Genomic DNA, 23,803 nt, shown 5'->3' with positions numbered 1-23,803 from the left:
ATGACCAGAGAACATCATTCCGTAATCAAGATGTCTTTGCCCCGGTCTCAACAACGGGGCCTTTTTTTCTCTGCTGCTGCCCCCTCCCTGCATATATTAAATTTTTTATATTCATGTTTTACTATGCCTGAAGTCTAAAAACTCAGCATAACATGCAGATGCAGACGTCTTCTGCCTGGGAGTCATTCTACGTCATGTCGGATATTATCCTTGCCCGTGTTTCAGAAACCCTCGCCACTGAACAATCCCTTGAAGGTCTCGTTCGCCAGCTGCTGGAGATGCTGGAGATCGTGACTGACATGGAGTCGACTTACCTCACCAAGGTAGATATCGAAGCCCGACTGCAGCATATCCTCTACGCCCGCAACAGCAAGCAGATGACAATCCCTGAGGGGCTGAGCGTCCCGTGGGATGAAACACTGTGTAAGCGCGCGCTGGATAGCGACACCGTATTCAGCAACGACGTTCCCGAACGCTGGCCGGAGTGCGAGGCGGCGAAAGCGCTCGGCATTACGACCTACATGAGTATTCCTGTCCATCTTGCGGATGGTTCGCTCTACGGAACGCTTTGTGCCACCAGCACGGCCAGAAGGCCGCTTAGCGAGCGCGGTGAACAGGTTCTGAAGTTATTCGCCGGGCTGATTGCCCAGTCCATTCAGAAAGAGTCGCTGGTAACCCAGCTTCGCGAAGCCAATGCGGCCCTCATCGCGCACTCTTACACGGATGCCCTTACCGGTTTACCCAACCGTCGCGCCATTTTTGAAGATCTGACCACGCTGTTTTCCCTGGCGCGGCACCTTAAGCGTAACACCGTCATCGCGTTCATCGATCTGGATGATTTCAAGCTGATTAACGATCGCTACGGCCACGAGGCTGGCGACCAGTTCCTGATTGAAGTGGGCAAGCGTCTGACGGAAGAAAAACAGCAGGACGATATCATTGGCCGGCTGGGCGGCGATGAGTTTCTGGTCGCGTCATTGAGCACATCCCACAGCGAAGGAGATAACGCGCAGGTCACGCTGCTCAAAACGCGCCTCAGCGCCTGTATTGCCGGTGAATACTGGCTGGGTAGCATCAACCTCATTTACCCCGGAGCCAGCGTCGGCGTTATCGAAGTGGACCCTCGGGTCACCGATCCGGACAGCGCATTACGCGCCGCGGATGTCGCGATGTATCAGGATAAGAAAGGAAAAAGCAAAACACGCTTTCTCACTATGGATTAACCCCGTACACTCTACGGCGTTACAAGAACCGAAACAGGTGATGATATGAGAATAGGGATCCTCTTCCCGGTCGTTATTTTTCTAACGGCGGTGATTTTTTTAGCATGGTTTTTTGTCGGTGGTTACGCGGCGCCTGGGGCATAAATGAGAAAAACGACCCTCATTATGCTGATCGTTGCCATCGCGGCGTTTGCCGGCACGCAGCTTGGCTGGTGGTAAACCCGCCACGTATAAAAGGCCGCCATCTGGCAGCCTTTTTTAACGCTTTTAAGCCTTAGCTTTTGATTTTTCTGTAGATAAACAGAACAACCAGCGCACCGATGACCGCGACGGCAAAGCTGCCGAAGTTAAAGCCATCGACTTTGCCAAAACCGAACAGCGTACTGATCCAGCCGCCGACTACCGCGCCGATAATACCCAGTATTACGGTGACGATAAATCCACCGCCATCTTTGCCCGGCATGATCCACTTCGCCAGAATACCCGCAATAAGCCCAAAGATAATCCAGGATAAAATTCCCATAACTTTCCTCTCTGTATGGTTTTTGTCATTAAATCAACGACACAAAAAAGAATAGCACAGGATTTCAGAAAGGAAATTTGTGATAGGCATCACAAAGAGAGAGTGCGCAATTATTCATCAACAAAAAGAACTGGCCACATAAACTGTGGGGTTGCATCTTTTATTGAGAAGGATTATCTTTCTCAACACTGAATAGTTGAGCGAAACACTCAGGTATTCAGTACGACATTGCTCACATTGCTTCCAGTATTTCTTGCCCACTCCTGAGTGGGCTTTTTTTTAGTTCATACCCCAACAAACGCGTACCGGTTACGTCCTGCGCGTTTTGCCTGGTAGAGCGCCTGGTCAGCGGCAATAATGATATTCTGCTGGCTGCCCGCGATGTCGACCGCACGCGCGGTGGAAATCCCGACGCTTACCGTCACCCGCCCGAAGGGGCTAAAAGCATGCGCGATTTGCAGGGAAAACACGTTGCGAATAATCGTCTGCGCCAGTCGAAGCGCCTCCTGGATATCCGTATCAGGTAATATCAGCGCAAATTCCTCTCCGCCGTAGCGCGCCACAATCTGATTATCACCGGTAAGGCTCTCCCTGAGACTGTTTGCCAGCAGCGCCAGACACCGGTCCCCTTCCGGATGGCCGTAGTTATCGTTGTATTTTTTGAAGTAGTCCACGTCCACAATCAGTATCGAAATCGCTGCGTCATGCGCGGCACAAGTCGCGATTTCAGAGAGGATTCTTTCATCAAAAATGCGACGGTTATACAGCCCGGTCAACGCATCCTCAGAAGCGATAATCTTCAGCGCCTTATTATCTCTGGTTTTTCTGGATAAGTCGGAATACAGGAAGTACGACGCGACGATAAGTATCGCAGTGAAAACGAAAATGAGCAGCGCCAGCTGAATAGCCTGCTTGCGCCACGGAGCGAGGGCTTCATCAATACTGACGGCCACGGTGGTCACCAGCCCGTAGCGTCGGTTTTTCTCATAGGCATAGATGCGCTCGATTTTATCAAACCGCGAGATGGAGCTGGCTATCCCCGTATTTTGTACCTTGAGATATTTCCTGAAGAGCGGTGAATCAGAAACAATCGTGCCAATATAGGTATTTTTAAAGGGATACCGGACCAGCAGCACGCCGGATTGCGTCGTTAAGCCAATGACGCCCAGGTGACCAATATTAATCTGCCCGTAAAGCGCGAGAAAATTCTCGATACCCAGCGTCACCACCACGACACCGCTAAATGCCCCGGTGTGGGTTTCAAGGCGCCGACTAATGGTGATGACCCATTTGCCATTGGTTCTGCTGACTACGGGTTCGCCAATAAAAATCTGCTGATTTTTATTTTCCCTGTGATAGATAAAAAATGACCTGTCCGATCCTTTGCGTGGGCCTGTAAAAGTTTCGTGCAACGCGGTAAAGATATCGCCCTGAGCGTCGTAAACAACCACATTATTAATCTGGGTAAGAAGATTATCCTGATCATTTATCATCCGCTGAATATTGGTCGCCTGTTGCGGGGTCATGCCATAAATTTCGATTATGTCGGAAACGGTAGTAATTAACATTTCGCTTTGGCGCATGATCCCCTCGGTGTAGACATCAAGGGTATGGCTCAGGTTAGCAACGCTGGTATTAATTTGCTGGATTGACTGCTGCCTGGACGTGGCAATTTGGACGGCAAGCGACAGCGAGATGATCAATGAGACAATGATGACGGTAATGGTTGTTGTGTAAAAAGTATTTTTCACATGCACGAGCTTTTCCACCTTATCACGCCTGACATCCCTGGCTGACAACTCTTGTCACTGTAACAAAGCTCGGGATAAGAGGAAAATGAATTGCACTTAAGCATACAACAGAAGCTCGTCTTTATTTCGTTTTACAAACTGACGGTCTCCCTGGGTTTAGATAAAATGACTTTAATAAAATCGATATAGGAGACGGGTTTACCAAAATAATATCCCTGTAACAGGGTTATCTCATTACGGTTGAGATACTCCAGCTGCGCTTTTGTTTCTACGCCTTCAGCTACAATGCGCAATGAGAGTTTTTTCGCCAGCTCAATGACGCAGTCCAGCAGGATCGTTGAATCCTTTTCATCTGAAACCCGGTTCACAAAGCTTTTATCAATTTTAATATAATCAATGGCAAGTGCATTAAGGCATGACAGCCCGGAATAACCCGTACCAAAATCATCCAGGGCAATAACAAAACCGGCGTTATGCAGCATGTTAAGGTTTTCCACCAGGTGAGGATTATCGATCAGCGGTTCACGCTCGGTCACCTCGAGAACCAGTTTGACCTCTTTACCCTGAAACCCGTTCCCGAAGACGCGACAGTCACCGATAAAGGAAGGCGCATTAATGTGTCTGGCGCTGATGTTTACTCCGATATGAAACCCGTCCGGTAGCTTAGGCAAAAGCGGCTTAAGCTGCGTCACCACTTTCGCCATCAACCCTTTAGTCAGTGGAATAATCAAACCGCTACGTTCGGCAATCGGAATAAAGACATCTGGCGGGATAAAGCCTGACTTTGGATGCTTCCATCTTGCCAGGACCTCAACGCCATATAACCCGCCGGTATCGCCGTTCACGATCGGCTGGTAATACGGCACGATCTCCCCCTGCAAAATAGCCTTACGTAAGTCGTCTTCAAATGAGGTGCTTTTCCCCTTGTATCGGCGGATCAAAATACCCACCGCCACCGATAGCGCAAGAATAAGCAGTATCAGGCTCCATCCCTGTTGCAAAAGCCGCGTCAGGCTGAAAAAGGCAGGAGGTTGCCAGGCGAGGCTGAAGGGAAATTGCGTTGATGCCGTAAGCGCTCCCGCCCAGGAGGCCGCTTTCCAGCCCCTCACGGCACCGTTGCGAACAAGCATGCTTTCGCCAACAACCAGCCCCAGATCCATGCTATTCGATGCGCTTGCAATGACGTCCTGCAAATGCGCGTCACTGATGCTGACGATGACGCGCCCTCCCGCGATGGACATCTGAAAGACAAGCACCGGAATGCCGTTCACCAGTCGACTGCCCGGTAACAGCATCAATTTTTCGGCAGGTAACGTCTCAGGATGAATAATCAACACGCCATTCCCGGGAAGGGAAGTACAGATGATTTTACCCTGCTGCTCGATCATGATGGCGCGCAGATGCGGTTTTAGCGCTGCCTCTGTCCCCAGCGCCAGCTGTCCGCTACTGGTACACCCTTCGGCCGCAACGCGCTTCGCCGTGCTGGCCGCACTGACTGCTTCAGCCAGAATGTTTTCTATTTTTTGGGTGCTGGCCGTGGCGGTATGACTATTACTCAGCTTCGCCATCTGCCATAGCTGCCAGTTAATAATCAAAATGCCGCTCAGAAAAAGAAACAGAGCACTTAGAATAGGGATCATCACGTTGCGCACGATGTTTTCCTTAATAGAAAAAACAAGCATGGATGTTCTGAAAGAAGAGCCTGTGCTAACCCGGTATTGCTTATAACAATGAAATTAGCTTAGCTGAGAATTGTCTTAAAAAACTGATGCTTTCGTATGAGTTCACCTGCCGGCATTTACTCACATGACGTGACTATCAGGCTTGTTCCTTGCCCTGGCTGTGTTAAGATTTGTGAAATCAGGGAGCGGACTGGATAACTGGAAAATGAAAAAGCTCATTGCCGTTGCTATCGTTTCGACGCTTCTGGTTTTCCTGTCTCTTTATGCGGTCAATGCTGTAATCATTGGTCAGCAGAAGAGCAAACAGCGTGAAATATCCCGTACCCTTTTACATTATTCAGAAGACGTATCCCAAAGCGTGGCGCTGGGTCTCAAAAGCATCACGACGCAGGGATGTGATAAAACCAGCCTCGATCGCTACAGACAAATTAAGCTTAATAATCTTTATTTTGCCGATATCGGCTTTATTGATAAGGGAAAAATTGTCTGTACCGCTTTTTGGGGAAAACTCGCGACGCCCGTTGCAGTTCCTGCAGAACTGCATAAAACGCCGAGGGGCTTTCTCCTGGCCCAGTTTTCGAGAAAAGACTTTTTCACGGGCAATGCGGCAATTTATAATAATATTATTATCTTCACCTCCCGCTATGCTTACGATAAATTCACCCCGGTCACCGCAAGCTATTCGCTCAGTGCTACCACCAAAGACTTCGGAAGAGTCTTTTTTTCGGCCGCCACGGAGCTAAATCAGCAGAGCTGGCTGCATTCGACGTTGTTTACCCTGACTCTGACACAGTGCAGCGCCTTCTGGGACCTGTGCGTCATCGTGAAGCATCACGACGCCGGGCTGGCCTCGTTACCTCCGTTTATCTTTGCGCTTCTCGCGGTCATACTCTGTTTTATCTGGATTGCGATAACGTTATTTATCTTCCGTATCTATGAAGACCGTTTTTCTCTGGAACGTACGCTGATAAAAGCCGTCATCACGAATACCATCAGCGTTAACTATCAGCCCATTATTCGCATTCACGATCAAAAAATCGTGGGCATCGAAGTTCTGTCGAGATGGCGCGATCAAAAGCACGGGGACGTCTCTCCGGAGCTGTTTATCCCATTAATTAAGAAGATCGGTCTGTATAAAAAATATTACAGTAATATTATCGAAAAATCCCTTTCCGAAATTGCCCCACTGGTGATAAAACACCAGCTGATAGTCTCAATAAACGTTGGGCACAAGGAAATTGAAGATGGACAGTTCATTACCATTTTGCGCCGTGCGTGTTTTGCCAACCACCTTCCCCTTTCCCTGATGAAGGTCGAACTCTCCGAAAAAGCCGTTTCCACGGCAGATATCCTCGAGGGATTCTGTCAGGAGCTGAAATCGCTCGGCGTTAAAATATCAATAGATGATTTTGGCGTGCAAAACTCGAATCTCGCCCGCCTGTCGCTGCTTGAATATGATGAAATCAAAATCGATAAGTCGCTGGTGGACGGCATCAGCGAGCATTATAAGCAAAACATCTTTGTAATCTTCAGCGATGCCCTTGAAAGATTGAATAAAACGCTTGTTTTCGAGGGCGTGGAAAATGAAATTCAATATCGGTTTATTGCAAGCCGATATCCTGATGCGTTGATTCAGGGATGGTATTTTTCAAAAGCACTCACCCGAAGCGAGCTGGCGAAGCGACTCACCGGGGTCGCACCGTAATCCGAAGCCTTGCGCGTCCGTTTTTCTCCAGTCGGGCATTTCTATTTTTTACGCAAAAACATATAGTCGTCACATTCAGACGGTAGATTACCCTGAAGCACACTCATATTTTGGTTAAAAACGTGAAATTATCCTTACTATTCCCAGTGGTACTCTTTTGTCTGACCGTTATTTTCGCGCTGTTTATCGACGCCCCCGCGTCGCATATTCTGCGGAATAAATGCATGTGGTCCGATAGCGTGATGCTGAGCTGTATCGCAAAGCATCAGCATAACGGCTTTTGAAGCAGACTATTCATTTCCCCACTGATTGAGGAAGTTCGCAATATCATCGATGCGACCCGCACGGATCCCGGCCTCAGCGGCTATCTCCTGCTGGGCTTCCTCGCTAATCTCCTCATTATTCGATAAACGGGTGAGCAGCAGCTGGAAATAATGTGCCAGCGCGTCGCGCTCTGACTCAGCGACCTGCTCAGCGGCTTCCGTCGCGTACTCATCGGCAATGTCATAAAATTTCAGTGGGATATCGTTGTTCATAACTGTCTCGTCGCTAATCTTTACGGGTAAAGCCATCAGTATATCGGACGCCCTATCTCAACCAAAGCATTGCTTCAGATGAGTAACGCAAGCAGCGCTGCAAGAGCGGGCGCGGCCTGTACATACAAAATTTTTCGGCTGGCGGTGGCTGCGCCAAAGAGCCCGGCGATCAGCACGCAGGTCAGGAAGAAGATGGCCACCTGAATACCCTTTTCCCCGAGCCAGAGGCTCCAGAGCAGACCGGCCGCCAGAAAACCGTTATACAGCCCCTGATTCGCGGCCAGCACGCGGGTGTCGCGCGCAAAATCAGGACGCAGATTAAAGGCCTTGTGCCCTGTTTTGGTATTCCACAGGAACATTTCCAGCACAAGAATGTAGAGATGAATGAATGCAACGACAGCGATAAGGACGGTGGCTAACATCGTGTTGTCTCCCGCAGGCAGAGGCAAAAAAAACGGGAACCCTCAGGCCCCCGCTCTTGTTTAATCCAGAATCTGGATTACATGTTCGCGATAATCGCGTCGCCAAACTCTGAGCATTTCAGCAGCTTAGCGCCTTCCATCAGACGTTCGAAGTCATAGGTTACGGTTTTCGCGTTGATCGCGCCTTCCATACCTTTAACGATCAGGTCTGCGGCTTCGAACCATTCCATATGACGCAGCATCATCTCTGCGGACAGGATGATAGAGCCTGGGTTCACTTTGTCCTGACCTGCGTATTTAGGTGCAGTGCCGTGGGTCGCTTCGAACAAGGCGCACTCGTCACCGATGTTCGCGCCAGGGGCGATACCGATACCGCCAACCTGTGCTGCCAGGGCGTCAGAGATGTAGTCACCGTTCAGGTTCATACAGGCAATTACGTCGTATTCTGCAGGACGCAGCAGGATCTGTTGCAGGAACGCATCGGCGATCACATCTTTAACGATGATCTCTTTGCCGGTGTTCGGGTTCTTAATCTTCTGCCATGGGCCGCCGTCGATCAGCTCACCACCGAACTCTTCTTTCGCCAACTGGTAACCCCAGTCTTTGAACGCGCCTTCGGTAAACTTCATGATGTTGCCTTTGTGAACCAGGGTCACAGAGTCACGGTCGTTGGTGATCGCGTATTCGATGGCCGCACGCACCAGACGTTTAGTACCGTCTTCAGAGCATGGCTTGATGCCGATACCGCAATGCTCAGGGAAGCGAATTTTCTTCACGCCCATCTCTTCGCGCAGGAATTTAATCACTTTTTCTGCGTCAGCAGAGTCCGCTTTCCATTCGATACCCGCGTAGATGTCTTCTGAGTTTTCGCGGAAGATAACCATATCGGTCAGTTCAGGGTGCTTAACCGGGCTTGGGGTGCCCTGATAGTAACGAACCGGACGCAGACACACGTAAAGGTCCAGCTCCTGACGCAGTGCCACGTTCAGGGAACGGATACCGCCGCCAACTGGCGTCGTCAGTGGGCCTTTAATAGCAACGCGGTAGTCGCGGATCAGATCCAGGGTTTCTGCTGGCAGCCAGACGTCCTGGCCATAAACTTGAGTAGATTTCTCACCGGTGTAAATTTCCATCCAGGAAATTTTACGCTCGCCTTTGTAGGCTTTCTCAACAGCGGCATCAACCACTTTCAGCATCGCCGGGGTAACGTCTACACCGATACCGTCACCTTCGATGAACGGGATAATCGGATTGTGAGGAACGTTAATCTTGCCGTTTTGCAGGGTGATCTTTTTACCTTCCGCCGGAACAACTACTTTGCTTTCCATTAACCTCTCCTTCGAGCGCTTCTGGTTGTTACTGATCTTATGTTAATAAATTGTAATGAGCCCTTCGATAGTACCTGATTGTCCTGCGCCATGAAAGGTCTTCGTTATTAGGCTATAATGCGGCAATTGATAACGCCTGAAAATACCATGAAGAAAACTTCTTTTACAAAACACCGGGTTGAGCGATTCAGCTCGCGACAAGCCGCCAGAAGACCGCAGGAAACCCAGCCGAAGCGGGTTATTTTGTTCAATAAACCCTACGATGTTTTGCCGCAGTTTACCGATGAAGCCGGACGTAGCACGCTGAAGGACTATATTCCTGTTCAGGGGGTCTACGCGGCCGGGCGCCTGGACCGCGACAGCGAAGGCCTTCTGGTCTTAACCAACGACGGCGCGCTGCAGGCGAAGCTCACGCAGCCGGGCAAACGCACCGGCAAAATTTACTTCGTCCAGGTGGAAGGCGAGCCGGATGACGCGACGCTGGCAGCGCTACGCAGCGGCGTGACGTTGAACGACGGCCCAACCCTGCCGGCGGGTATTGAACGCGTGAATGAACCGGAGTGGCTTTGGCCGCGCAACCCGCCGATTCGCGAACGCAAATCCATTCCAACAAGCTGGCTCAAAATAACCCTTTATGAAGGCCGCAACCGCCAGGTTCGGCGCATGACCGCACACGTCGGCTTCCCTACCCTGCGTCTGATTCGCTACGCCATGGGCAGCTACACCCTGGAAACGCTGGCAAACGGCGAATGGCGCGACGTTACCCCTTAAGGAGTCACTATGTTTAAACCTCATGTCACGGTTGCCTGCGTGGTACACGCCCGGGGTAAATTCCTTGTTGTCGAAGAGAGCATTAACGGCAAAGCGCTGTGGAACCAGCCTGCCGGACACCTTGAAGCCAATGAGACCCTGCTGCAGGCAGCGAAACGCGAGCTGTGGGAAGAGACCGGCATTCGCGCTGAGCCTCAGCACTTCATCCGTATGCATCAGTGGATTGCACCTGACCACACGCCCTTCCTGCGCTTTTTATTCGCCGTTGAGCTTAGCGAAACGTGCGCCACAGAGCCGCAGGATGACGATATCGACCGCTGTCTGTGGGTCACTGCCGACGAGATCCTGAACGCGCCAAACCTGCGCTCGCCGCTGGTTGCGGAAAGCATTCGCTGCTGGCAGTCAGGCGCACGCCTGCCGCTGGATGTCATCGGCGCATTTAACTGGCCGTTTACAGAGGGTGCCAATGGTGGGGGGGCGTGATAGAATACGCCGCCTTGAAGTTCAATGTCGTGAGTATTCCATGTCAGATAACAGCCAGAAAAAAGTGATCGTCGGCATGTCCGGCGGTGTCGATTCCTCCGTTTCCGCCTACCTGTTACAGCAACAGGGCTATAAGGTGGAGGGCCTGTTCATGAAGAACTGGGAGGAAGATGATGGCGAGGAATACTGCACCGCCGCAGCGGATCTCGCCGACGCGCAGGCCGTATGCGATAAGCTCGGCATTGAACTGCACACCGTTAACTTTGCCGCAGAATACTGGGACAACGTTTTTGAACTCTTCCTCGAAGAGTACAAAGCGGGCCGTACGCCTAACCCGGATATCCTGTGCAACAAAGAGATCAAATTTAAGGCCTTCCTGGAATTCGCCGCGGAAGATCTGGGCGCTGACTACATCGCGACCGGTCACTATGTGCGCCGTGCAGACGTGAATGGCAAAAGCCAGCTGCTGCGCGGTCTGGACGGCAACAAAGATCAAAGCTACTTCCTCTATACGCTTAGCCACGAGCAAATCGCCCAGAGCCTGTTCCCGGTCGGCGAGCTGGAAAAGCCGCAGGTGCGTAAAATCGCCGAAGAGCTGGACCTGATCACCGCGAAGAAAAAAGACTCTACCGGCATCTGCTTCATCGGCGAGCGCAAATTCCGCGATTTCCTGGGACGTTACCTGCCTGCACAGCCGGGTAAAATTGTCACCGTCGACGGGGAAGAGATTGGCCAGCATCAGGGGCTGATGTACCACACGCTCGGCCAGCGTAAAGGCCTGGGTATTGGCGGGACCAAAGAAGGTAGCGAAGATCCATGGTATGTTGTCGACAAAGACGTCGAAAACAATATTCTGGTTGTTGCCCAGGGACACGATCATCCGCGTCTGATGTCCGTTGGCCTTATTGCACAGCAGCTGCACTGGGTCGATCGTGAGCCGCTGAAAGGCACGCTGCGCTGCACGGTGAAAACACGCTACCGTCAGACCGATATTCCATGCACCATTACCGCGCTCGATGACGATCGCATTGACGTGCGTTTCGACGAGCCGGTCGCCGCCGTCACCCCGGGTCAGTCTGCTGTCTTCTACAGCGGCGAAATCTGTCTGGGCGGCGGGATCATTGAACAGCGACTGCCGCTGCCTGCTGTTTAATACGATTCACACATAAAGGAGACCGTGTGGCGAAGAACTACTATGACATCACCCTGGCGCTGGCGGGAATTTGCCAGTCAGCCCGTCTGGTGCAACAGCTGGCGCATCAGGGTCATTGCGACGCTGACGCCCTGCACGTTTCGCTGAACAGCGTTATCGATCTCAACCCCGGCTCGACCCTGGGCGTGTTCGGCGGCAGTGAAACCAATCTTCGTCTCGGTCTTGAAACTCTGCTGGGCGTGCTTAACGCCAGCAGCCGTCAGGGATTAAACGCGGAGCTGACCCGCTACACGTTAAGCCTGATGGTACTGGAGCGTAAGCTGAACGCCGCAAAAGGCGCAATGAATACGCTGGGCGATCGCATTGCCGGGCTGCAGCGTCAGCTCGATCATTTTGACCTGCAGTCAGAAACGCTGCTGAGCGCTATGGCCGGCATTTATGTTGACGTCATCAGCCCGCTGGGCCCGCGTATTCAGGTCACCGGATCCCCTGCCGTGCTGCAAAGTCCGCAGGTACAGGCAAAAGTGCGCGCGTCCCTGCTGGCAGGGATCCGCGCCGCCGTGCTGTGGCACCAGGTGGGCGGTGGCCGCCTGCAGTTAATGTTTTCTCGTAATCGCCTGACCACTCAGGCAAAACAAATTCTTGCTCATTGTTAACCTCCCGGAGTTGCGAATTATGGAATTATCCTCACTGACCGCCGTATCCCCTGTCGATGGACGCTACGGCGATAAAGTCAGCGCGCTGCGCGGGATCTTCAGCGAATATGGTTTGCTGAAGTTCCGTGTTCAGGTTGAAGTACGCTGGCTGCAAAAGCTGGCCGCCCAGGCAGCAATCAAGGAAGTTCCTGCTTTTGACGAAAAGGCAAACGATTACCTTGATAAAATCGTTGCCGAGTTTAGCGAACAAGACGCCGCGCGTATTAAAATCATCGAACGCACCACCAACCACGACGTGAAAGCGGTTGAGTACTTCCTGAAAGAGAAAGTGGAAAGCGTCCCTGCGCTGCATGCCGTGTCTGAATTCATTCACTTCGCCTGTACCTCTGAAGACATCAATAACCTGTCTCACGCGCTGATGCTCTCCACCGCGCGTAAAGAGGTGGTGCTGCCTTACTGGCGTAAAATCATCGACGCGGTAAAAGCACTGTCCGTGGAATACCGCGACATTCCGCTGCTCTCCCGTACCCACGGCCAGCCAGCCACCCCATCCACGATGGGTAAAGAGATGGCGAACGTCGCGTACCGTATGGAGCGCCAGTACCGTCAGCTGGAGCAGGTTGAGATCCTCGGCAAAATCAACGGCGCGGTCGGTAACTATAACGCCCACATCGCCGCTTATCCGGAAGTGGACTGGCACCAGTTCAGCGAAGAGTTCGTGACCTCTCTGGGCATTCAGTGGAACCCGTACACCACGCAGATTGAGCCGCACGACTATATCGCCGAACTGTTTGACTGCATCGCGCGCTTCAACACCATCCTGATCGACTTCGATCGTGACGTGTGGGGCTACATCGCCCTGAACCACTTCAAGCAGAAAACTATCGCCGGTGAAATCGGCTCTTCCACCATGCCGCACAAGGTAAACCCAATCGACTTCGAAAACTCCGAAGGCAACCTGGGCCTGGCGAACGCCGTGCTGCAGCATATGGCAAGCAAACTGCCGGTATCCCGCTGGCAGCGCGACCTGACCGACTCCACCGTACTGCGTAACCTGGGCGTGGGCATTGGCTACGCGCTGATCGCGTATCAGTCCACCCTGAAAGGCGTAAGCAAACTGGAAGTGAACCGTGACCGTCTGCTGGACGAGCTGGACCACAACTGGGAAGTGCTGGCGGAGCCAATCCAGACCGTGATGCGCCGTTACGGTATCGAAAAACCGTACGAGAAGCTGAAAGAGCTGACCCGCGGCAAACGCGTTGACGCCGAAGGCATGAAGCAGTTTATCGACGGTCTGGCGCTGCCGGAAGAAGAGAAAACGCGCCTGAAGGCGATGACCCCGGCGAACTACATTGGCCGCGCCATCACCATGGTCGACGAGCTGAAGTAACGCCCCTCACCCCCTTTTCGCCCGAAAAGGGGGATGCTTTTCCCCGGTTTACTCAATGTTTATCCCCACAACAACATAATCAGCGTTAAACTATTCATACCAATTATTTAGGGAGAAGAGATGATGCGCGTACTGGTTGTTGAGGATAACGCATTGCTACGTCATCACCTGAAGGTTCAGCTTCAGGAGATGGGACATCAGGTGGACGATGCTGAAGATGCAAAAGAAGCCGATTATTATCTCAATGAGCACCTGCCGGATATCGCCATTGTCGATTTAGGGTTGCCTGACGAAGACGGTCTGTCGTTAATTCGCCGCTGGCGCAGCCACGATGTCTCCCTGCCGGTTCTGGTTCTGACCGCCCGTGAAGGCTGGCAGGATAAGGTCGAAGTGCTCAGCGCGGGTGCAGACGATTACGTCACCAAGCCGTTTCATATTGAAGAGGTGGCGGCGCGTATGCAGGCACTGTTACGCCGCAACAGCGGGCTGGCTTCACAGGTTATTTCCATCCCGCCATTCCAGGTCGATCTCTCCCGCCGGGAATTAGCGATCAATGATGAAGTGATTAAGCTCACCGCCTTCGAATACACCATCATGGAAACGCTGATCCGTAACAATGGCAAAGTGGTGAGCAAAGATTCCTTAATGCTCCAGCTTTACCCTGATGCTGAACTGCGCGAGAGCCATACCATTGACGTGCTGATGGGACGCTTGCGTAAGAAAATTCAGGCGCAGTATCCGCAGGATGTGATTACCACCGTCCGTGGCCAGGGCTACCTGTTCGAATTACGCTAAATGAGAGGGATTTTACGCCACATACTGCCCCTCTCGCTGCGGGTTCGTTTCTTACTGGCAACAGCCGCCGTCGTGCTGGTGCTGTCGCTCTCCTACGGCATGGTGGCCCTGGTGGGCTACAGCGTCAGCTTTGATAAAACCACCTTTCGACTGTTGCGCGGCGAAAGCAATCTGTTTTATACCCTGGCGAAGTGGGAAAACAACCGAATCACCGTCGAAATGCCGGAAAACCTTAACCAGCAGAGCCCAACGCTGGCCCTGATTTATAACGAAAAGGGGAAATTACTGTGGGCGCAGCGTGATATCCCCTGGTTGGTTAAAAGCATTCGTCCGGACTGGCTCAAAACAAACGGGTTTCATGAAATTGAAGCCGATCTCAACACCACCAGCTCCCTGATCCGTGAAGATCGCTCCCTGCAGCAAAAGCTGAACGAGATCCGCGCCGACAACGCCGAAACGGAGATGACGCACTCCGTCGCGATTAACCTCTATCCGGCGACGCTGAACATGCCGCAGCTGACCATTGTGGTGATCGACACCATTCCGGTCGAGCTGAAGCGTTCTTATATGGTCTGGAGCTGGTTCATCTACGTTCTGGCTGCGAATCTCCTGCTGGTGATCCCGCTGCTGTGGATAGCGGCGTGGTGGAGCTTGCGCCCCATTGAGTCACTGGCGAAAGAGGTTCGTGAGCTGGAAGAACATCATCGCGAGAAGCTGAACCCGGAAACCACCCGTGAGCTCACCAGCCTGGTGCGTAACCTCAACCGCCTTCTGAAAAGTGAACGCGAACGCTACGATAAATACCGTACCACCCTTACCGACCTGACCCACAGCCTGAAAACTCCGCTGGCCGTCATGCAAAGTACCCTGCGTTCAATGCGCAGTTCGAAGCTGAGCGTCGATGATGCCGAGCCGGTGATGCTGGAGCAGATCAGCCGTATTTCCCAGCAAATTGGTTATTACCTGCACCGCGCCAGCATGCGTTCCGGCAGCGCGCTTCTGAGCCGCGAGCTGCACCCGGTAGCCCCGCTTCTGGATAACCTCACGTCCGCCCTCAACAAGGTGTATCAGCGTAAAGGGGTGAACATCAGCCTCGATATCTCGCCAGAGATAAGCTTTGTGGGTGAAAAAAATGATTTCATGGAGGTGATGGGTAACCTGCTGGATAACGCCTGCAAATACTGTCTGGAGTTCGTGGAAGTGTCAGCGCGTCAGACGGAAACCGAACTGCATATTATCGTTGAGGATGATGGTCCGGGCATCCCGCGCAATAAGCGTGACGTGGTGTTCGATCGCGGTCAGCGCGCCGATACGCTACGTCCTGGCCAGGGCGTAGGATTAGCTGTCGCCCGTGAGATTGTCGACCAGTACGACGGTAAAATAGAAACCAGTGAAAGCCTGCTGGGCGGCGCCAGAATGGAGGTTATTTTTGGTCGCCAGCAGCCCACATTGAACGATAGTTAACCCGTTATGTGAAAAATGCGAGGATCTCGCAGCCGGGAGGTTGAGCTTCCGTTATAATCCGAGTCAGTAAGAGCCTGCGGAATAAAAAAATTATGGATTATCACTTAACGCTTAACTGGCCCGAGTTTATTGAACGTTACTGGCAAAAACGCCCGGTGGTTCTGAAACGCGGATTCAGCAATTTTGTCGACCCTATCTCGCCTGACGAGCTGGCAGGTCTGGCCATGGAAAACGAAGTCGACAGCCGTCTGGTCAGCCACCAGGACGGGAAATGGCAGGTTAGCCACGGTCCTTTCGAAAGCTACGATCACCTCGGTGAAAACAACTGGTCGCTGCTGGTGCAGGCAGTCAACCACTGGCACGAGCCGACTGCCGCATTAATGCGCCCGTTCCGCGCCCTGCCCGACTGGCGCATGGACGATCTGATGATCTCCTTCTCCGTGCCGGGCGGCGGCGTAGGTCCACATCTTGACCAGTACGACGTGTTCATCATTCAGGGGACGGGGCGCCGCCGCTGGCGCGTGGGCGAAAAAGTGCCGATGAAGCAGCACTGCCCGCATCCTGACCTGCTTCAGGTTGACCCGTTTGAAGGGATTATCGACGAAGAGCTGGAGCCGGGTGATATTCTCTACATCCCGCCGGGATTCCCTCACGAAGGCTACTCCCTGGAAAACTCACTCAACTACTCCGTGGGGTTCCGCGCGCCGAGCGGCCGCGAGATGATCAGCGGATTTGCCGACTATGTTCTGCAACGCGAGCTGGGCAGCTATCGTTACAGCGATCCTGATGTGCCTGCGCGCGAGCATCCGGCGGATATTCTGCCAGAAGAACTCGATAAGCTGCGCGGCATGATGCTGGATTTGATCAACGAGCCGGAACATTTCAAACAGTGGTTTGGTGAGTTTATCAGCCAGTCTCGTCATGAGCTGGACGTTGCGCCGCCGGAGCCGCCTTATCAGGCTGACGAGATTTATGATGCGCTTCAGCAGGGCGATAAGCTGACGCGCCTGGGCGGGTTGCGCGTGCTGCGCATTGGTGAAGAGGTATTCGTCAACGGCGAGAAGCTGGACTCTCCGCACCGTCCGGCGCTGGAAGCCATTGCCAGCCATCTGGTGCTCACTGCCGACACCTTTGGCGATGCGCTGGAAGATCCTTCTTTCCTCGCGATGCTGGCCGCGCTGGTCAACAGCGGGTGCTGGTTCTTTGAGGACTGAGTCGCTCTAATGCCCGGTAAGCGCTTCGCCACCGGGCTTTTTCTTACCGCTTCGCGGTCAACTCCGCTATCCGCACTATCACCTTCACCGCTTTTTCCATCCCTTCCAGCGTCACAAACTCATGCTTACCATGGTAGTTGTAGCCACCGGTAAACAGGTTCGGGCACGGCAGCCCCATAAACGACAGCTGAGAACCGTCGGTGCCGCCGCGAATCGGCTTCAGCTGCGGTTCGATATCGCAGTCGCGCATCGCCTGCTGGGCGATATCGAGAATATGCGGATGCGCCATCACCTTCTCGCGCATGTTGTAATAGCTGTCTTCAATGATCAGCTCAATATAGCAATCAGGGTGTAATCCTTTACCGACCTTCTTGGCGATCTCCATCATCTTACGCTTGCGCGCCTCAAAGGCTTTGCGGTCGAAATCGCGGATGATGTAGTGCATCTGCGCGCTGTCCACGGTGCCTTTGATGCTGGTCAGGTGATAGAAACCTTCATACCCTTCGGTCTGTTCAGGGCTCTCTTCCGCCGGGACTTCCGCATGGATTCGTGACGCCAGCGACAGCGCGTTCACCATGACGCCTTTCGCCGAGCCGGGATGAACGTTGTTGCCGACAATTTTGATGGTGACAGACGCGGCATTGAAGTTTTCATACTCCAGTTCACCGACGCCGCCGCCGTCTACGGTATAGGCCCACTGCGCTTTAAAGGCCTCCACGTCGAAGTGCTTCGCGCCCTTGCCGACCTCTTCGTCCGGCGTAAAGGCCACGCGGATATCCCCGTGCGGGATATTTTTGCCCTTCAGCACCGCCAGCGCGGTCATAATTTCCGCGATACCCGCCTTGTCATCCGCCCCCAGCAGCGTTTTACCGTCGGTGGTGATCAGCGTCTGGCCCAGCAGCTGATGCAGTACCGGGAACATCACCGGCGAGAGCACTTCGTCACCAATGCCCAACGCAATGTCGCCGCCGCGGTAGTTTTCCACAATCTGCGGGTTCACATGTTTACCGCTAAAATCCGGAGAGGTGTCGACATGGGAGATAAAGCCAATCGCCGGAATATCACCCTGGACATTCGCCGGCAGCGTTGCCATCACAGTGCCTTTTTCGCTTAACGTGACGTTGACCAGCCCCATGGCGTCAAGCTGCTCTCTAAGCAGGTTTAATAACTTCCACTGGCCTTCGGTGCTGGGCACCTGGCGAACACCCGGCTTAGATTGGGTATCCAGCGAAACGTACTGTAAAAAACGCTCAAGTAATTTATCCATGCAGTCACCCTCACTTTTTGTGACAACATTATCAATAAGCATCAAAACGCAAATATTGCGTCAGGTCACTTTTATCCCGCAAACGAGAATATTTTCCGTTTATATCGTTATGCGTTAATAAATGTAGCTTATGAATCAGTGACAAGGATTGGCGATCGCAGGGGATTGCCGTAGAATGTCCGCCCTCATTACGAGTCACCAAGGTGGTTACACACAAACCCCGCTTCAGTCTGCTGCCTGAGGCGTCTATATGGGACAGCGCAAAAATTGAATACACAATCCCGTTCACGTTCACCGCTGGTGCAACTTGAACGAATTCGTAAAAGTTTTGATGGTAAAGACGTTATTTCCGACCTCACTCTGACCATCAATGACGGTGAGTTTCTGACGCTGCTTGGCCCCTCGGGCTGCGGCAAAACAACCGTACTGCGCCTTATCGCCGGGCTGGAAAGCGTCGATAACGGCCACATCCATCTTGAAAACCAGGACATCACCCGGGTTCCTGCCGAAGATCGCCACGTCAATACCGTCTTTCAGAGCTATGCCCTGTTCCCGCACATGACCGTGTTTGAAAACGTGGCGTTTGGCCTGCGGATGCAAAAAACTCCGGCGAACGAGATTGAACCGCGCGTCACCGACGCCCTGCGCATGGTGCAGCTTGAGACGTTTGCCCAGCGTAAACCCCATCAGCTTTCCGGCGGCCAGCAGCAGCGCGTGGCCATCGCCCGCGCCGTGGTCAACAAGCCGCGCCTGCTCCTGCTGGATGAATCCCTCTCGGCGCTGGATTACAAGCTGCGCAAGCAGATGCAGAACGAGCTCAAAGCCCTGCAGCGCAAGCTCGGCATTACCTTTGTGTTTGTCACCCACGATCAGGAAGAAGCCCTGACCATGTCCGACCGCATCGTGGTGATGCGCGACGGCAAAATCGAGCAGGACGGCACGCCGCGCGAAATCTACGAAGAGCCGAAGAATCTGTTTGTCGCCAGCTTCATTGGCGAGATCAATATCTTCGACGCCACGGTGATTGAGCGTCTGGACGACCAGCGCGTGCGCGCCAGCGTTGAAGGACGCGAGTGCAATATCACGGTCAATTTCCCCGTCGAAAAGGGACAAAAGCTCAACGTTCTGCTGCGCCCGGAAGATCTGCGCGTCGATGAAATTCACGGCAATACCGAGGCCGAAGGGTTAATCGGCTATATCCGCGAGCGCAACTACAAAGGGATGACGCTGGAGTCCGTTGTCGAGCTGGAGAACGGCAAAATGGTAATGGTCAGCGAATTCTTTAACGAAGACGACCCTGACTTCGACCACTCTCTCGACCAGAAAATGGTTATCAACTGGGTTGAAAGCTGGGAGGTTGTGCTGGCTGATGAAGAACACAAGTAAATTCCAGAATGTGGTGATTGCCACGATCGTCGGTTGGCTTGTGCTGTTTGTCTTTTTGCCCAACCTGATGATCGTTGCCACCAGCTTTCTGACCCGCGACGACGCTAGCTTCGTTTCGCTGGTCTTTACGCTGGACAACTACGCGCGCCTGCTCGATCCGCTCTATTTTGACGTGCTGCTGCACTCGCTCAATATGGCGCTGATTGCCACCCTTGCCTGTCTGGTGCTGGGGTATCCCTTCGCATGGTTCCTCGCGGGCCTGCCGCAAAAGGTGCGGCCCCTGCTGCTGTTTTTACTGATTGTTCCCTTCTGGACCAACTCGTTAATCCGCATCTACGGGCTGAAGATCTTCCTTAGCACTAAAGGCTATCTCAATGAATTTCTGCTGTGGCTGGGAGTGATTGATGCGCCTATCCGCATCATGTTTACCCCGAGCGCGGTGATTGTCGGCCTGGTCTATATCCTGCTGCCGTTTATGGTGATGCCGCTCTACTCCAGCATCGAGAAGCTGGATAAACCGCTGCTGGAGGCGGCAAAAGATCTGGGCGCTAATAAGCTGCAGACCTTCATCCGCATTATTATCCCGCTGACCATGCCCGGCATTATCGCGGGCTGTCTGCTGGTAATGCTCCCGGCGATGGGTTTGTTCTACGTGTCGGATCTGATGGGCGGCGCGAAAAACCTGCTGATCGGTAACGTGATCAAGAGCCAGTTCCTCAACATTCGCGACTGGCCGTTCGGATCCGCGACGAGCATTACGCTGACGGTGATCATGGGCCTGATGCTGCTGGTCTACTGGCGCGCCTCACGCTTGCTGAATAAAAAGGTGGAACTCGAATGATCGGTCGACTGCTTCGCGGCGGTTTTATGACCGCCATTTATGCCTATCTCTATATCCCGATCGTTATTTTGATCGTGAACTCGTTTAACAGCTCACGCTTCGGGATTAACTGGCAGGGCTTTACCACCAGCTGGTACAGCCTGCTGATGAACAACGACAGCCTCCTGCAGGCCGCGCAGCACTCGCTGACGATGGCGATTTTCTCCGCCACCTTCGCCACGCTGATTGGCTCGCTCACCGCCGTGGCGCTGTACCGCTATCGCTTTCGTGGCAAACCGTTCGTCAGCGGCATGCTGTTTGTGGTGATGATGTCGCCGGACATCGTGATGGCCATTTCGCTGCTGGTGCTGTTTATGCTGCTGGGCGTACAGCTTGGCTTCTGGTCGCTGCTGTTCTCGCACATCACCTTCTGCCTGCCGTTTGTGGTGGTGACCGTTTTCGCGCGCCTGAAAGGATTCGACGTGCGCATGCTGGAGGCGGCGAAAGATTTGGGCGCCAGCGAGATGACCATCCTGCGCAAAATCATCCTGCCGCTGGCGATGCCCGCCGTGGCGGCCGGATGGCTACTTAGCTTCACCCTGTCGATGGATGACGTGGTCGTGTCCTCCTTCGTCACCGGTCCGAGCTATGAAATTCTGCCGTTGAAGATCTATTCAATGGTGAAAGTCGGCGTCTCACCGGAGGTGAACGCGCTGGCGACCATTCTGCTGGTGTTTTCGCTGGTTCTGGTGATTGCCAGCCAGGTTATTGCTCGTGATAAAACAAAATCTCAGGGGACAATGAAATGAAAAAAATGCTCGCCGCTGCGGCGCTGGTGCTTGGCATGGGTGCCGCGCACGCTGATGACAGCAAAACGCTCTACTTCTACAACTGGACCGAATACGTGCCGCCGGGCCTGCTGGAACAGTTCACAAAGGAAACGGGCATCAAGGTTATCTACTCGACCTACGAGTCGAATGAAACCATGTACGCCAAGCTGAAAACCTACAAAGACGGCGCGTACGATCTGGTCGTGCCTTCCACCTACTTTGTCGACAAAATGCGCAAAGAGGGCATGATCCAGAAGATCGACAAAACGAAGCTAACCAATTTTGCAAACCTCGATCCTGAGATGCTCAACAAGCCGTTCGACCCGAATAACGACTACTCCATTCCGTATATCTGGGGGGCAACCGCGATCGGCGTGAACAGCGAGGCCGTCGATCCAAAAACGGTGACAAGCTGGGCCGATCTCTGGAAACCAGAGTACAAGGGTAGCCTGCTGTTAACCGACGACGCGCGTGAAGTGTTCCAGGTCGCGCTGCGCAAGCTGGGCTACTCGGGCAACACGACGGATCCGAAAGAGATTGAAGCGGCGTATAACGAGCTGAAAAAGCTGATGCCTAACGTGGCGGCGTTCAACTCTGATAACCCGGCAAATCCGTATATGGAAGGCGAAGTGAACCTGGGGATGGTGTGGAACGGCTCCGCGTATGTCGCCCGCCAGGCCGGTACGCCGCTTGAGGTGGTCTGGCCGAAAGAAGGCGGGATCTTCTGGATGGACAGCCTTGCGATCCCCGCCAACGCGAAAAATGTTGAAGGGGCGCACAAGCTGATTAACTTCCTGCTGCGCCCGGACGTAGCGAAACAGGTTGCCGAGACGATTGGCTACCCGACGCCAAACCTCGCCGCACGCAAGCTTCTGAAGCCTGAAGTGGCTAACGATAAATCGCTCTATCCGGATGCCGAAACCATCAGCAAAGGTGAATGGCAGAACGATGTTGGTGACGCCAGCCGCCTCTACGAAGAGTATTACCAGAAATTAAAAGCGGGCCGATAAACGGTATCGCGTTCTTCCTCACGCCGCCCGTACGGCGTGAGGAAGATTAACTGACCGCATTCTCCCCTGCCCAGATTGTCGCCTTTCTCATCGCCTCAACCACATCCTCATCCGTCAGACCCAGCGCCTGACGAACCCGGGTCGCCTCGTCCCACTGCTGCTGTTCATAGTAACGGCACAGGCTCACCATATCGGCTAAACGTCCCTCCTGATGGCACAGCGCATTGCTCACGCTCTGCGGGACCGCAATTTGCTTCATCAACTCGGCCATCGGCAGCTCAAGGAGAGTATCGAGCAGAGAAAACAGGCCGCACATGAAGGCATTTTCAGCCAGCGTCGGTTCGTTCATCGTCTCTGCGATCAGTTCGCAGAACTTGCCGCGCATCATGCTCAGCGGGTAAAGCTCGCTGACGGTGTCATTGCCCGCACTGGCGAGGACCACGACCGCAACAAACCGTCTCAGCTGGTTTTCCCCGAGGTATCTGAGGACTTCGCTCAGGGTTAACTTGCTGAAATTACAGGCACCGATATGTTTAAATGCGGTGTGCTTCATGTAGCGCATAATCTTATAGGACAGCGTGAGATCGGTTTTAATCAACGACTCGACGATCCGAAAATCAGGCTTATTGCGCCCAACCTCCATTTGCAGCCGAAAAATTGCCAGCTGATTTTGCGATAGCCGTTTATATTTAATGACCTCCGGACGGCAGAAAAAATAGCCCTGAAACAGCGAGAATCCCTCTTCCCGGTATTGGCTGAATTCCTCTTTAGTCTCAATTTTTTCAGCGAGATATTTAATATGCCCGGTTAAATGTTTACGCTCTTTCAGATACTGTTTAATTTGCGCTAAGGTATAATTTCTGACGTCAAATTTCAGTATTGAAATATAGGGTAAAAAAACATCCCATTCTGGCGCAAGCGTGAAATCATCAAGCGCAAACTGATAACCATGCGCGTTCATCTCCCTGACGGCCTGCAACAGCTCCGCTCCCGGCACAGCATCTTCCAGGATCTCAATGACCACGCTCTCTTTATCCAGCGCTTCTCCACTGCGGTCTATGACCATTCGCGACGGGAAATTAATAAACGACGTATGTGCTCCGGCAATGCGCTGGGACGGCACGCATAAAAACTGATCTGAGATCATCCTGGAGGTGGCATATTCCGCCGACACATCCGGAAAACGGTTTGTCATCCCATCTCTGAACAGCAGCTCGTAGGCCACCGTCTTCATCTCAGGGTTAAAAATGGGTTGTCGCGCAATAAATCCGTACATATCCCATCCTCCTCTACAACTTTATATTTATTAGCATCCTCTTTCTACACGACGATAACGAGCTTTATCGAGCACTATTTTGATTGAATGCACAAAATAAAAGCATCCACACTAATTA

The 23,803-nt window shown here is 53.0% G+C and carries 23 protein-coding genes; 15 read left to right on the top strand and 8 right to left on the bottom strand.

Annotated features, from left to right (window positions below; genetic code table 11):
* Window positions 1–194 precede the first annotated feature (194 nt).
* Both UTM25_RS10320 and UTM25_RS10315 read left to right on the top strand, forming a co-directional pair.
* A complete protein-coding gene (locus UTM25_RS10320) occupies window positions 195–1,223 on the top strand; it encodes a sensor domain-containing diguanylate cyclase (protein ID WP_194401140.1) in 1,029 nt (342 codons plus the stop codon).
* A gap of 45 nt (window positions 1,224–1,268) precedes the next feature.
* The gene (locus UTM25_RS10315) at window positions 1,269–1,367 is read left to right on the top strand and encodes a YoaK family small membrane protein (RefSeq protein ID WP_194401098.1); all 99 of its coding nucleotides are present in this window, start codon (window positions 1,269–1,271) and stop codon (window positions 1,365–1,367) included.
* A 130-nt stretch (window positions 1,368–1,497) separates the two neighbouring features.
* Here the strand turns inward: UTM25_RS10315 and UTM25_RS10310 are convergent, their stop codons facing one another.
* The 3 genes from UTM25_RS10310 to UTM25_RS10300 form a co-directional block, all read right to left on the bottom strand.
* Window positions 1,498–1,746: a GlsB/YeaQ/YmgE family stress response membrane protein gene (locus UTM25_RS10310; protein WP_006174788.1), complete on the bottom strand. Its 249-nt coding sequence runs from the start codon at window positions 1,744–1,746 to the stop codon at window positions 1,498–1,500.
* Window positions 1,747–2,030: 284 nt separating this feature from the next.
* Entirely contained in the window at window positions 2,031–3,515 is a 1,485-nt protein-coding gene (locus UTM25_RS10305) for a diguanylate cyclase (protein ID WP_414146749.1), read from the bottom strand.
* A 113-nt stretch (window positions 3,516–3,628) separates the two neighbouring features.
* On the bottom strand, window positions 3,629–5,149 hold the full coding sequence (locus tag UTM25_RS10300) for an EAL domain-containing protein (protein ID WP_194401099.1): 1,521 nt from the start codon (window positions 5,147–5,149) through the stop codon (window positions 3,629–3,631).
* A 235-nt stretch (window positions 5,150–5,384) separates the two neighbouring features.
* Between UTM25_RS10300 and UTM25_RS10295 the strand changes: the two genes are divergently transcribed.
* Entirely contained in the window at window positions 5,385–6,884 is a 1,500-nt protein-coding gene (locus UTM25_RS10295) for a cyclic diguanylate phosphodiesterase (protein WP_194401100.1), read from the top strand.
* A 290-nt stretch (window positions 6,885–7,174) separates the two neighbouring features.
* Here UTM25_RS10295 and UTM25_RS10290 read toward each other — a convergent pair whose 3' ends face one another.
* The 3 genes from UTM25_RS10290 to icd form a co-directional block, all read right to left on the bottom strand.
* The gene (locus UTM25_RS10290) at window positions 7,175–7,420 is read right to left on the bottom strand and encodes a DUF2543 family protein (protein WP_194401101.1); all 246 of its coding nucleotides are present in this window, start codon (window positions 7,418–7,420) and stop codon (window positions 7,175–7,177) included.
* A 74-nt stretch (window positions 7,421–7,494) separates the two neighbouring features.
* Window positions 7,495–7,842 (bottom strand): DUF1304 domain-containing protein, encoded by a 348-nt coding sequence (locus UTM25_RS10285; protein WP_194401102.1) that lies wholly within the window; start codon window positions 7,840–7,842, stop codon window positions 7,495–7,497.
* Window positions 7,843–7,919: 77 nt separating this feature from the next.
* A complete protein-coding gene (gene icd, locus UTM25_RS10280) occupies window positions 7,920–9,170 on the bottom strand; it encodes an NADP-dependent isocitrate dehydrogenase (RefSeq protein ID WP_194401103.1) in 1,251 nt (416 codons plus the stop codon).
* A gap of 117 nt (window positions 9,171–9,287) precedes the next feature.
* On the opposite strand from icd, the gene rluE reads away from it, so the two are divergent.
* The 8 genes from rluE to UTM25_RS10240 all read left to right on the top strand — a co-directional run bounded on the left by rluE (window position 9,288) and on the right by UTM25_RS10240 (window position 17,096).
* The gene (gene rluE, locus UTM25_RS10275; protein ID WP_023311239.1) at window positions 9,288–9,941 is read left to right on the top strand and encodes a 23S rRNA pseudouridine(2457) synthase RluE; all 654 of its coding nucleotides are present in this window, start codon (window positions 9,288–9,290) and stop codon (window positions 9,939–9,941) included.
* A 9-nt stretch (window positions 9,942–9,950) separates the two neighbouring features.
* The gene (locus UTM25_RS10270; RefSeq protein WP_063440337.1) at window positions 9,951–10,424 is read left to right on the top strand and encodes an NUDIX hydrolase; all 474 of its coding nucleotides are present in this window, start codon (window positions 9,951–9,953) and stop codon (window positions 10,422–10,424) included.
* A 40-nt stretch (window positions 10,425–10,464) separates the two neighbouring features.
* Complete coding sequence (gene mnmA, locus UTM25_RS10265; protein ID WP_032657963.1) at window positions 10,465–11,577, top strand: tRNA 2-thiouridine(34) synthase MnmA; 1,113 nt, start codon at window positions 10,465–10,467, stop codon at window positions 11,575–11,577.
* Window positions 11,578–11,603: 26 nt separating this feature from the next.
* The gene (hflD, locus tag UTM25_RS10260) at window positions 11,604–12,233 is read left to right on the top strand and encodes a high frequency lysogenization protein HflD (protein WP_023311236.1); all 630 of its coding nucleotides are present in this window, start codon (window positions 11,604–11,606) and stop codon (window positions 12,231–12,233) included.
* 19 nt (window positions 12,234–12,252) lie between these two features.
* A complete protein-coding gene (purB, locus tag UTM25_RS10255; protein ID WP_194401104.1) occupies window positions 12,253–13,623 on the top strand; it encodes an adenylosuccinate lyase in 1,371 nt (456 codons plus the stop codon).
* A gap of 123 nt (window positions 13,624–13,746) precedes the next feature.
* Window positions 13,747–14,418, top strand: coding sequence for a two-component system response regulator PhoP (gene phoP, locus UTM25_RS10250; RefSeq protein ID WP_028019015.1), 672 nt, complete (start codon window positions 13,747–13,749; stop codon window positions 14,416–14,418).
* Window positions 14,419–15,882, top strand: a complete 1,464-nt coding sequence (gene phoQ, locus UTM25_RS10245) for a two-component system sensor histidine kinase PhoQ (protein ID WP_194401105.1) — start codon at window positions 14,419–14,421, stop codon at window positions 15,880–15,882.
* A gap of 92 nt (window positions 15,883–15,974) precedes the next feature.
* Entirely contained in the window at window positions 15,975–17,096 is a 1,122-nt protein-coding gene (locus UTM25_RS10240; RefSeq protein ID WP_194401106.1) for a cupin domain-containing protein, read from the top strand.
* 43 nt (window positions 17,097–17,139) lie between these two features.
* Here UTM25_RS10240 and pepT read toward each other — a convergent pair whose 3' ends face one another.
* On the bottom strand, window positions 17,140–18,363 hold the full coding sequence (gene pepT / locus UTM25_RS10235) for a peptidase T (protein ID WP_194401107.1): 1,224 nt from the start codon (window positions 18,361–18,363) through the stop codon (window positions 17,140–17,142).
* Window positions 18,364–18,600: 237 nt separating this feature from the next.
* Here pepT and potA point away from each other — a divergent pair, with 237 nt between their 5' ends.
* Genes potA through potD form a run of 4 tightly spaced genes read left to right on the top strand, consistent with a single transcriptional unit; the run spans window position 18,601 to window position 22,409 of the window.
* Window positions 18,601–19,749 (top strand): spermidine/putrescine ABC transporter ATP-binding protein PotA, encoded by a 1,149-nt coding sequence (potA, locus tag UTM25_RS10230; RefSeq protein ID WP_174259824.1) that lies wholly within the window; start codon window positions 18,601–18,603, stop codon window positions 19,747–19,749.
* Window positions 19,733–20,590, top strand: a complete 858-nt coding sequence (gene potB, locus UTM25_RS10225; protein WP_194401108.1) for a spermidine/putrescine ABC transporter permease PotB — start codon at window positions 19,733–19,735, stop codon at window positions 20,588–20,590. The genes potA and potB overlap by 17 nt, the downstream gene beginning before the upstream one ends.
* Entirely contained in the window at window positions 20,587–21,378 is a 792-nt protein-coding gene (gene potC / locus UTM25_RS10220; RefSeq protein WP_033145228.1) for a spermidine/putrescine ABC transporter permease PotC, read from the top strand. The genes potB and potC overlap by 4 nt, the downstream gene beginning before the upstream one ends.
* Window positions 21,375–22,409 (top strand): spermidine/putrescine ABC transporter substrate-binding protein PotD, encoded by a 1,035-nt coding sequence (gene potD / locus UTM25_RS10215; RefSeq protein ID WP_194401109.1) that lies wholly within the window; start codon window positions 21,375–21,377, stop codon window positions 22,407–22,409. The genes potC and potD overlap by 4 nt, the downstream gene beginning before the upstream one ends.
* A 46-nt stretch (window positions 22,410–22,455) precedes the next feature.
* Here potD and UTM25_RS10210 read toward each other — a convergent pair whose 3' ends face one another.
* On the bottom strand, window positions 22,456–23,685 hold the full coding sequence (locus tag UTM25_RS10210; RefSeq protein WP_126794603.1) for an EAL and HDOD domain-containing protein: 1,230 nt from the start codon (window positions 23,683–23,685) through the stop codon (window positions 22,456–22,458).
* Between the last annotated feature and the right edge of the window lie 118 nt (window positions 23,686–23,803).

The sequence above is a fragment of the Enterobacter sp. 61D5 genome, assembly GCF_034107965.1.
Taxonomy (GTDB): Bacteria; Pseudomonadota; Gammaproteobacteria; order Enterobacterales; family Enterobacteriaceae; genus Enterobacter; species Enterobacter cloacae_M.
The sequence above is the reverse complement of the archived record's forward strand: the minus strand, read 5'-3'. Positions and strand labels throughout refer to the sequence as shown.

Excerpts from the sequence above, each read along its gene's own strand:
- purB (WP_194401104.1), top strand. The coding sequence starts at position 12,253 with ATGGAATTATCCTCACTGACCGCCGTATCCCCTGTCGATGGACGCTAC.
- potB (WP_194401108.1), top strand. The coding sequence starts at position 19,733 with ATGAAGAACACAAGTAAATTCCAGAATGTGGTGATTGCCACGATCGTC.
- UTM25_RS10240 (WP_194401106.1), top strand. The coding sequence starts at position 15,975 with ATGGATTATCACTTAACGCTTAACTGGCCCGAGTTTATTGAACGTTAC.
- UTM25_RS10210 (WP_126794603.1), bottom strand. The coding sequence starts at position 23,685 with ATGTACGGATTTATTGCGCGACAACCCATTTTTAACCCTGAGATGAAG.
- UTM25_RS10270 (WP_063440337.1), top strand. The coding sequence starts at position 9,951 with ATGTTTAAACCTCATGTCACGGTTGCCTGCGTGGTACACGCCCGGGGT.
- potD (WP_194401109.1), top strand. The coding sequence starts at position 21,375 with ATGAAAAAAATGCTCGCCGCTGCGGCGCTGGTGCTTGGCATGGGTGCC.
- UTM25_RS10285 (WP_194401102.1), bottom strand. The coding sequence starts at position 7,842 with ATGTTAGCCACCGTCCTTATCGCTGTCGTTGCATTCATTCATCTCTAC.
- rluE (WP_023311239.1), top strand. The coding sequence starts at position 9,288 with ATGCGGCAATTGATAACGCCTGAAAATACCATGAAGAAAACTTCTTTT.
- phoQ (WP_194401105.1), top strand. The coding sequence starts at position 14,419 with ATGAGAGGGATTTTACGCCACATACTGCCCCTCTCGCTGCGGGTTCGT.
- pepT (WP_194401107.1), bottom strand. The coding sequence starts at position 18,363 with ATGGATAAATTACTTGAGCGTTTTTTACAGTACGTTTCGCTGGATACC.
- mnmA (WP_032657963.1), top strand. The coding sequence starts at position 10,465 with ATGTCAGATAACAGCCAGAAAAAAGTGATCGTCGGCATGTCCGGCGGT.
- icd (WP_194401103.1), bottom strand. The coding sequence starts at position 9,170 with ATGGAAAGCAAAGTAGTTGTTCCGGCGGAAGGTAAAAAGATCACCCTG.
- UTM25_RS10290 (WP_194401101.1), bottom strand. The coding sequence starts at position 7,420 with ATGAACAACGATATCCCACTGAAATTTTATGACATTGCCGATGAGTAC.
- UTM25_RS10315 (WP_194401098.1), top strand. The coding sequence starts at position 1,269 with ATGAGAATAGGGATCCTCTTCCCGGTCGTTATTTTTCTAACGGCGGTG.
- potC (WP_033145228.1), top strand. The coding sequence starts at position 20,587 with ATGATCGGTCGACTGCTTCGCGGCGGTTTTATGACCGCCATTTATGCC.
- UTM25_RS10310 (WP_006174788.1), bottom strand. The coding sequence starts at position 1,746 with ATGGGAATTTTATCCTGGATTATCTTTGGGCTTATTGCGGGTATTCTG.
- UTM25_RS10295 (WP_194401100.1), top strand. The coding sequence starts at position 5,385 with ATGAAAAAGCTCATTGCCGTTGCTATCGTTTCGACGCTTCTGGTTTTC.
- UTM25_RS10320 (WP_194401140.1), top strand. The coding sequence starts at position 195 with ATGTCGGATATTATCCTTGCCCGTGTTTCAGAAACCCTCGCCACTGAA.
- phoP (WP_028019015.1), top strand. The coding sequence starts at position 13,747 with ATGCGCGTACTGGTTGTTGAGGATAACGCATTGCTACGTCATCACCTG.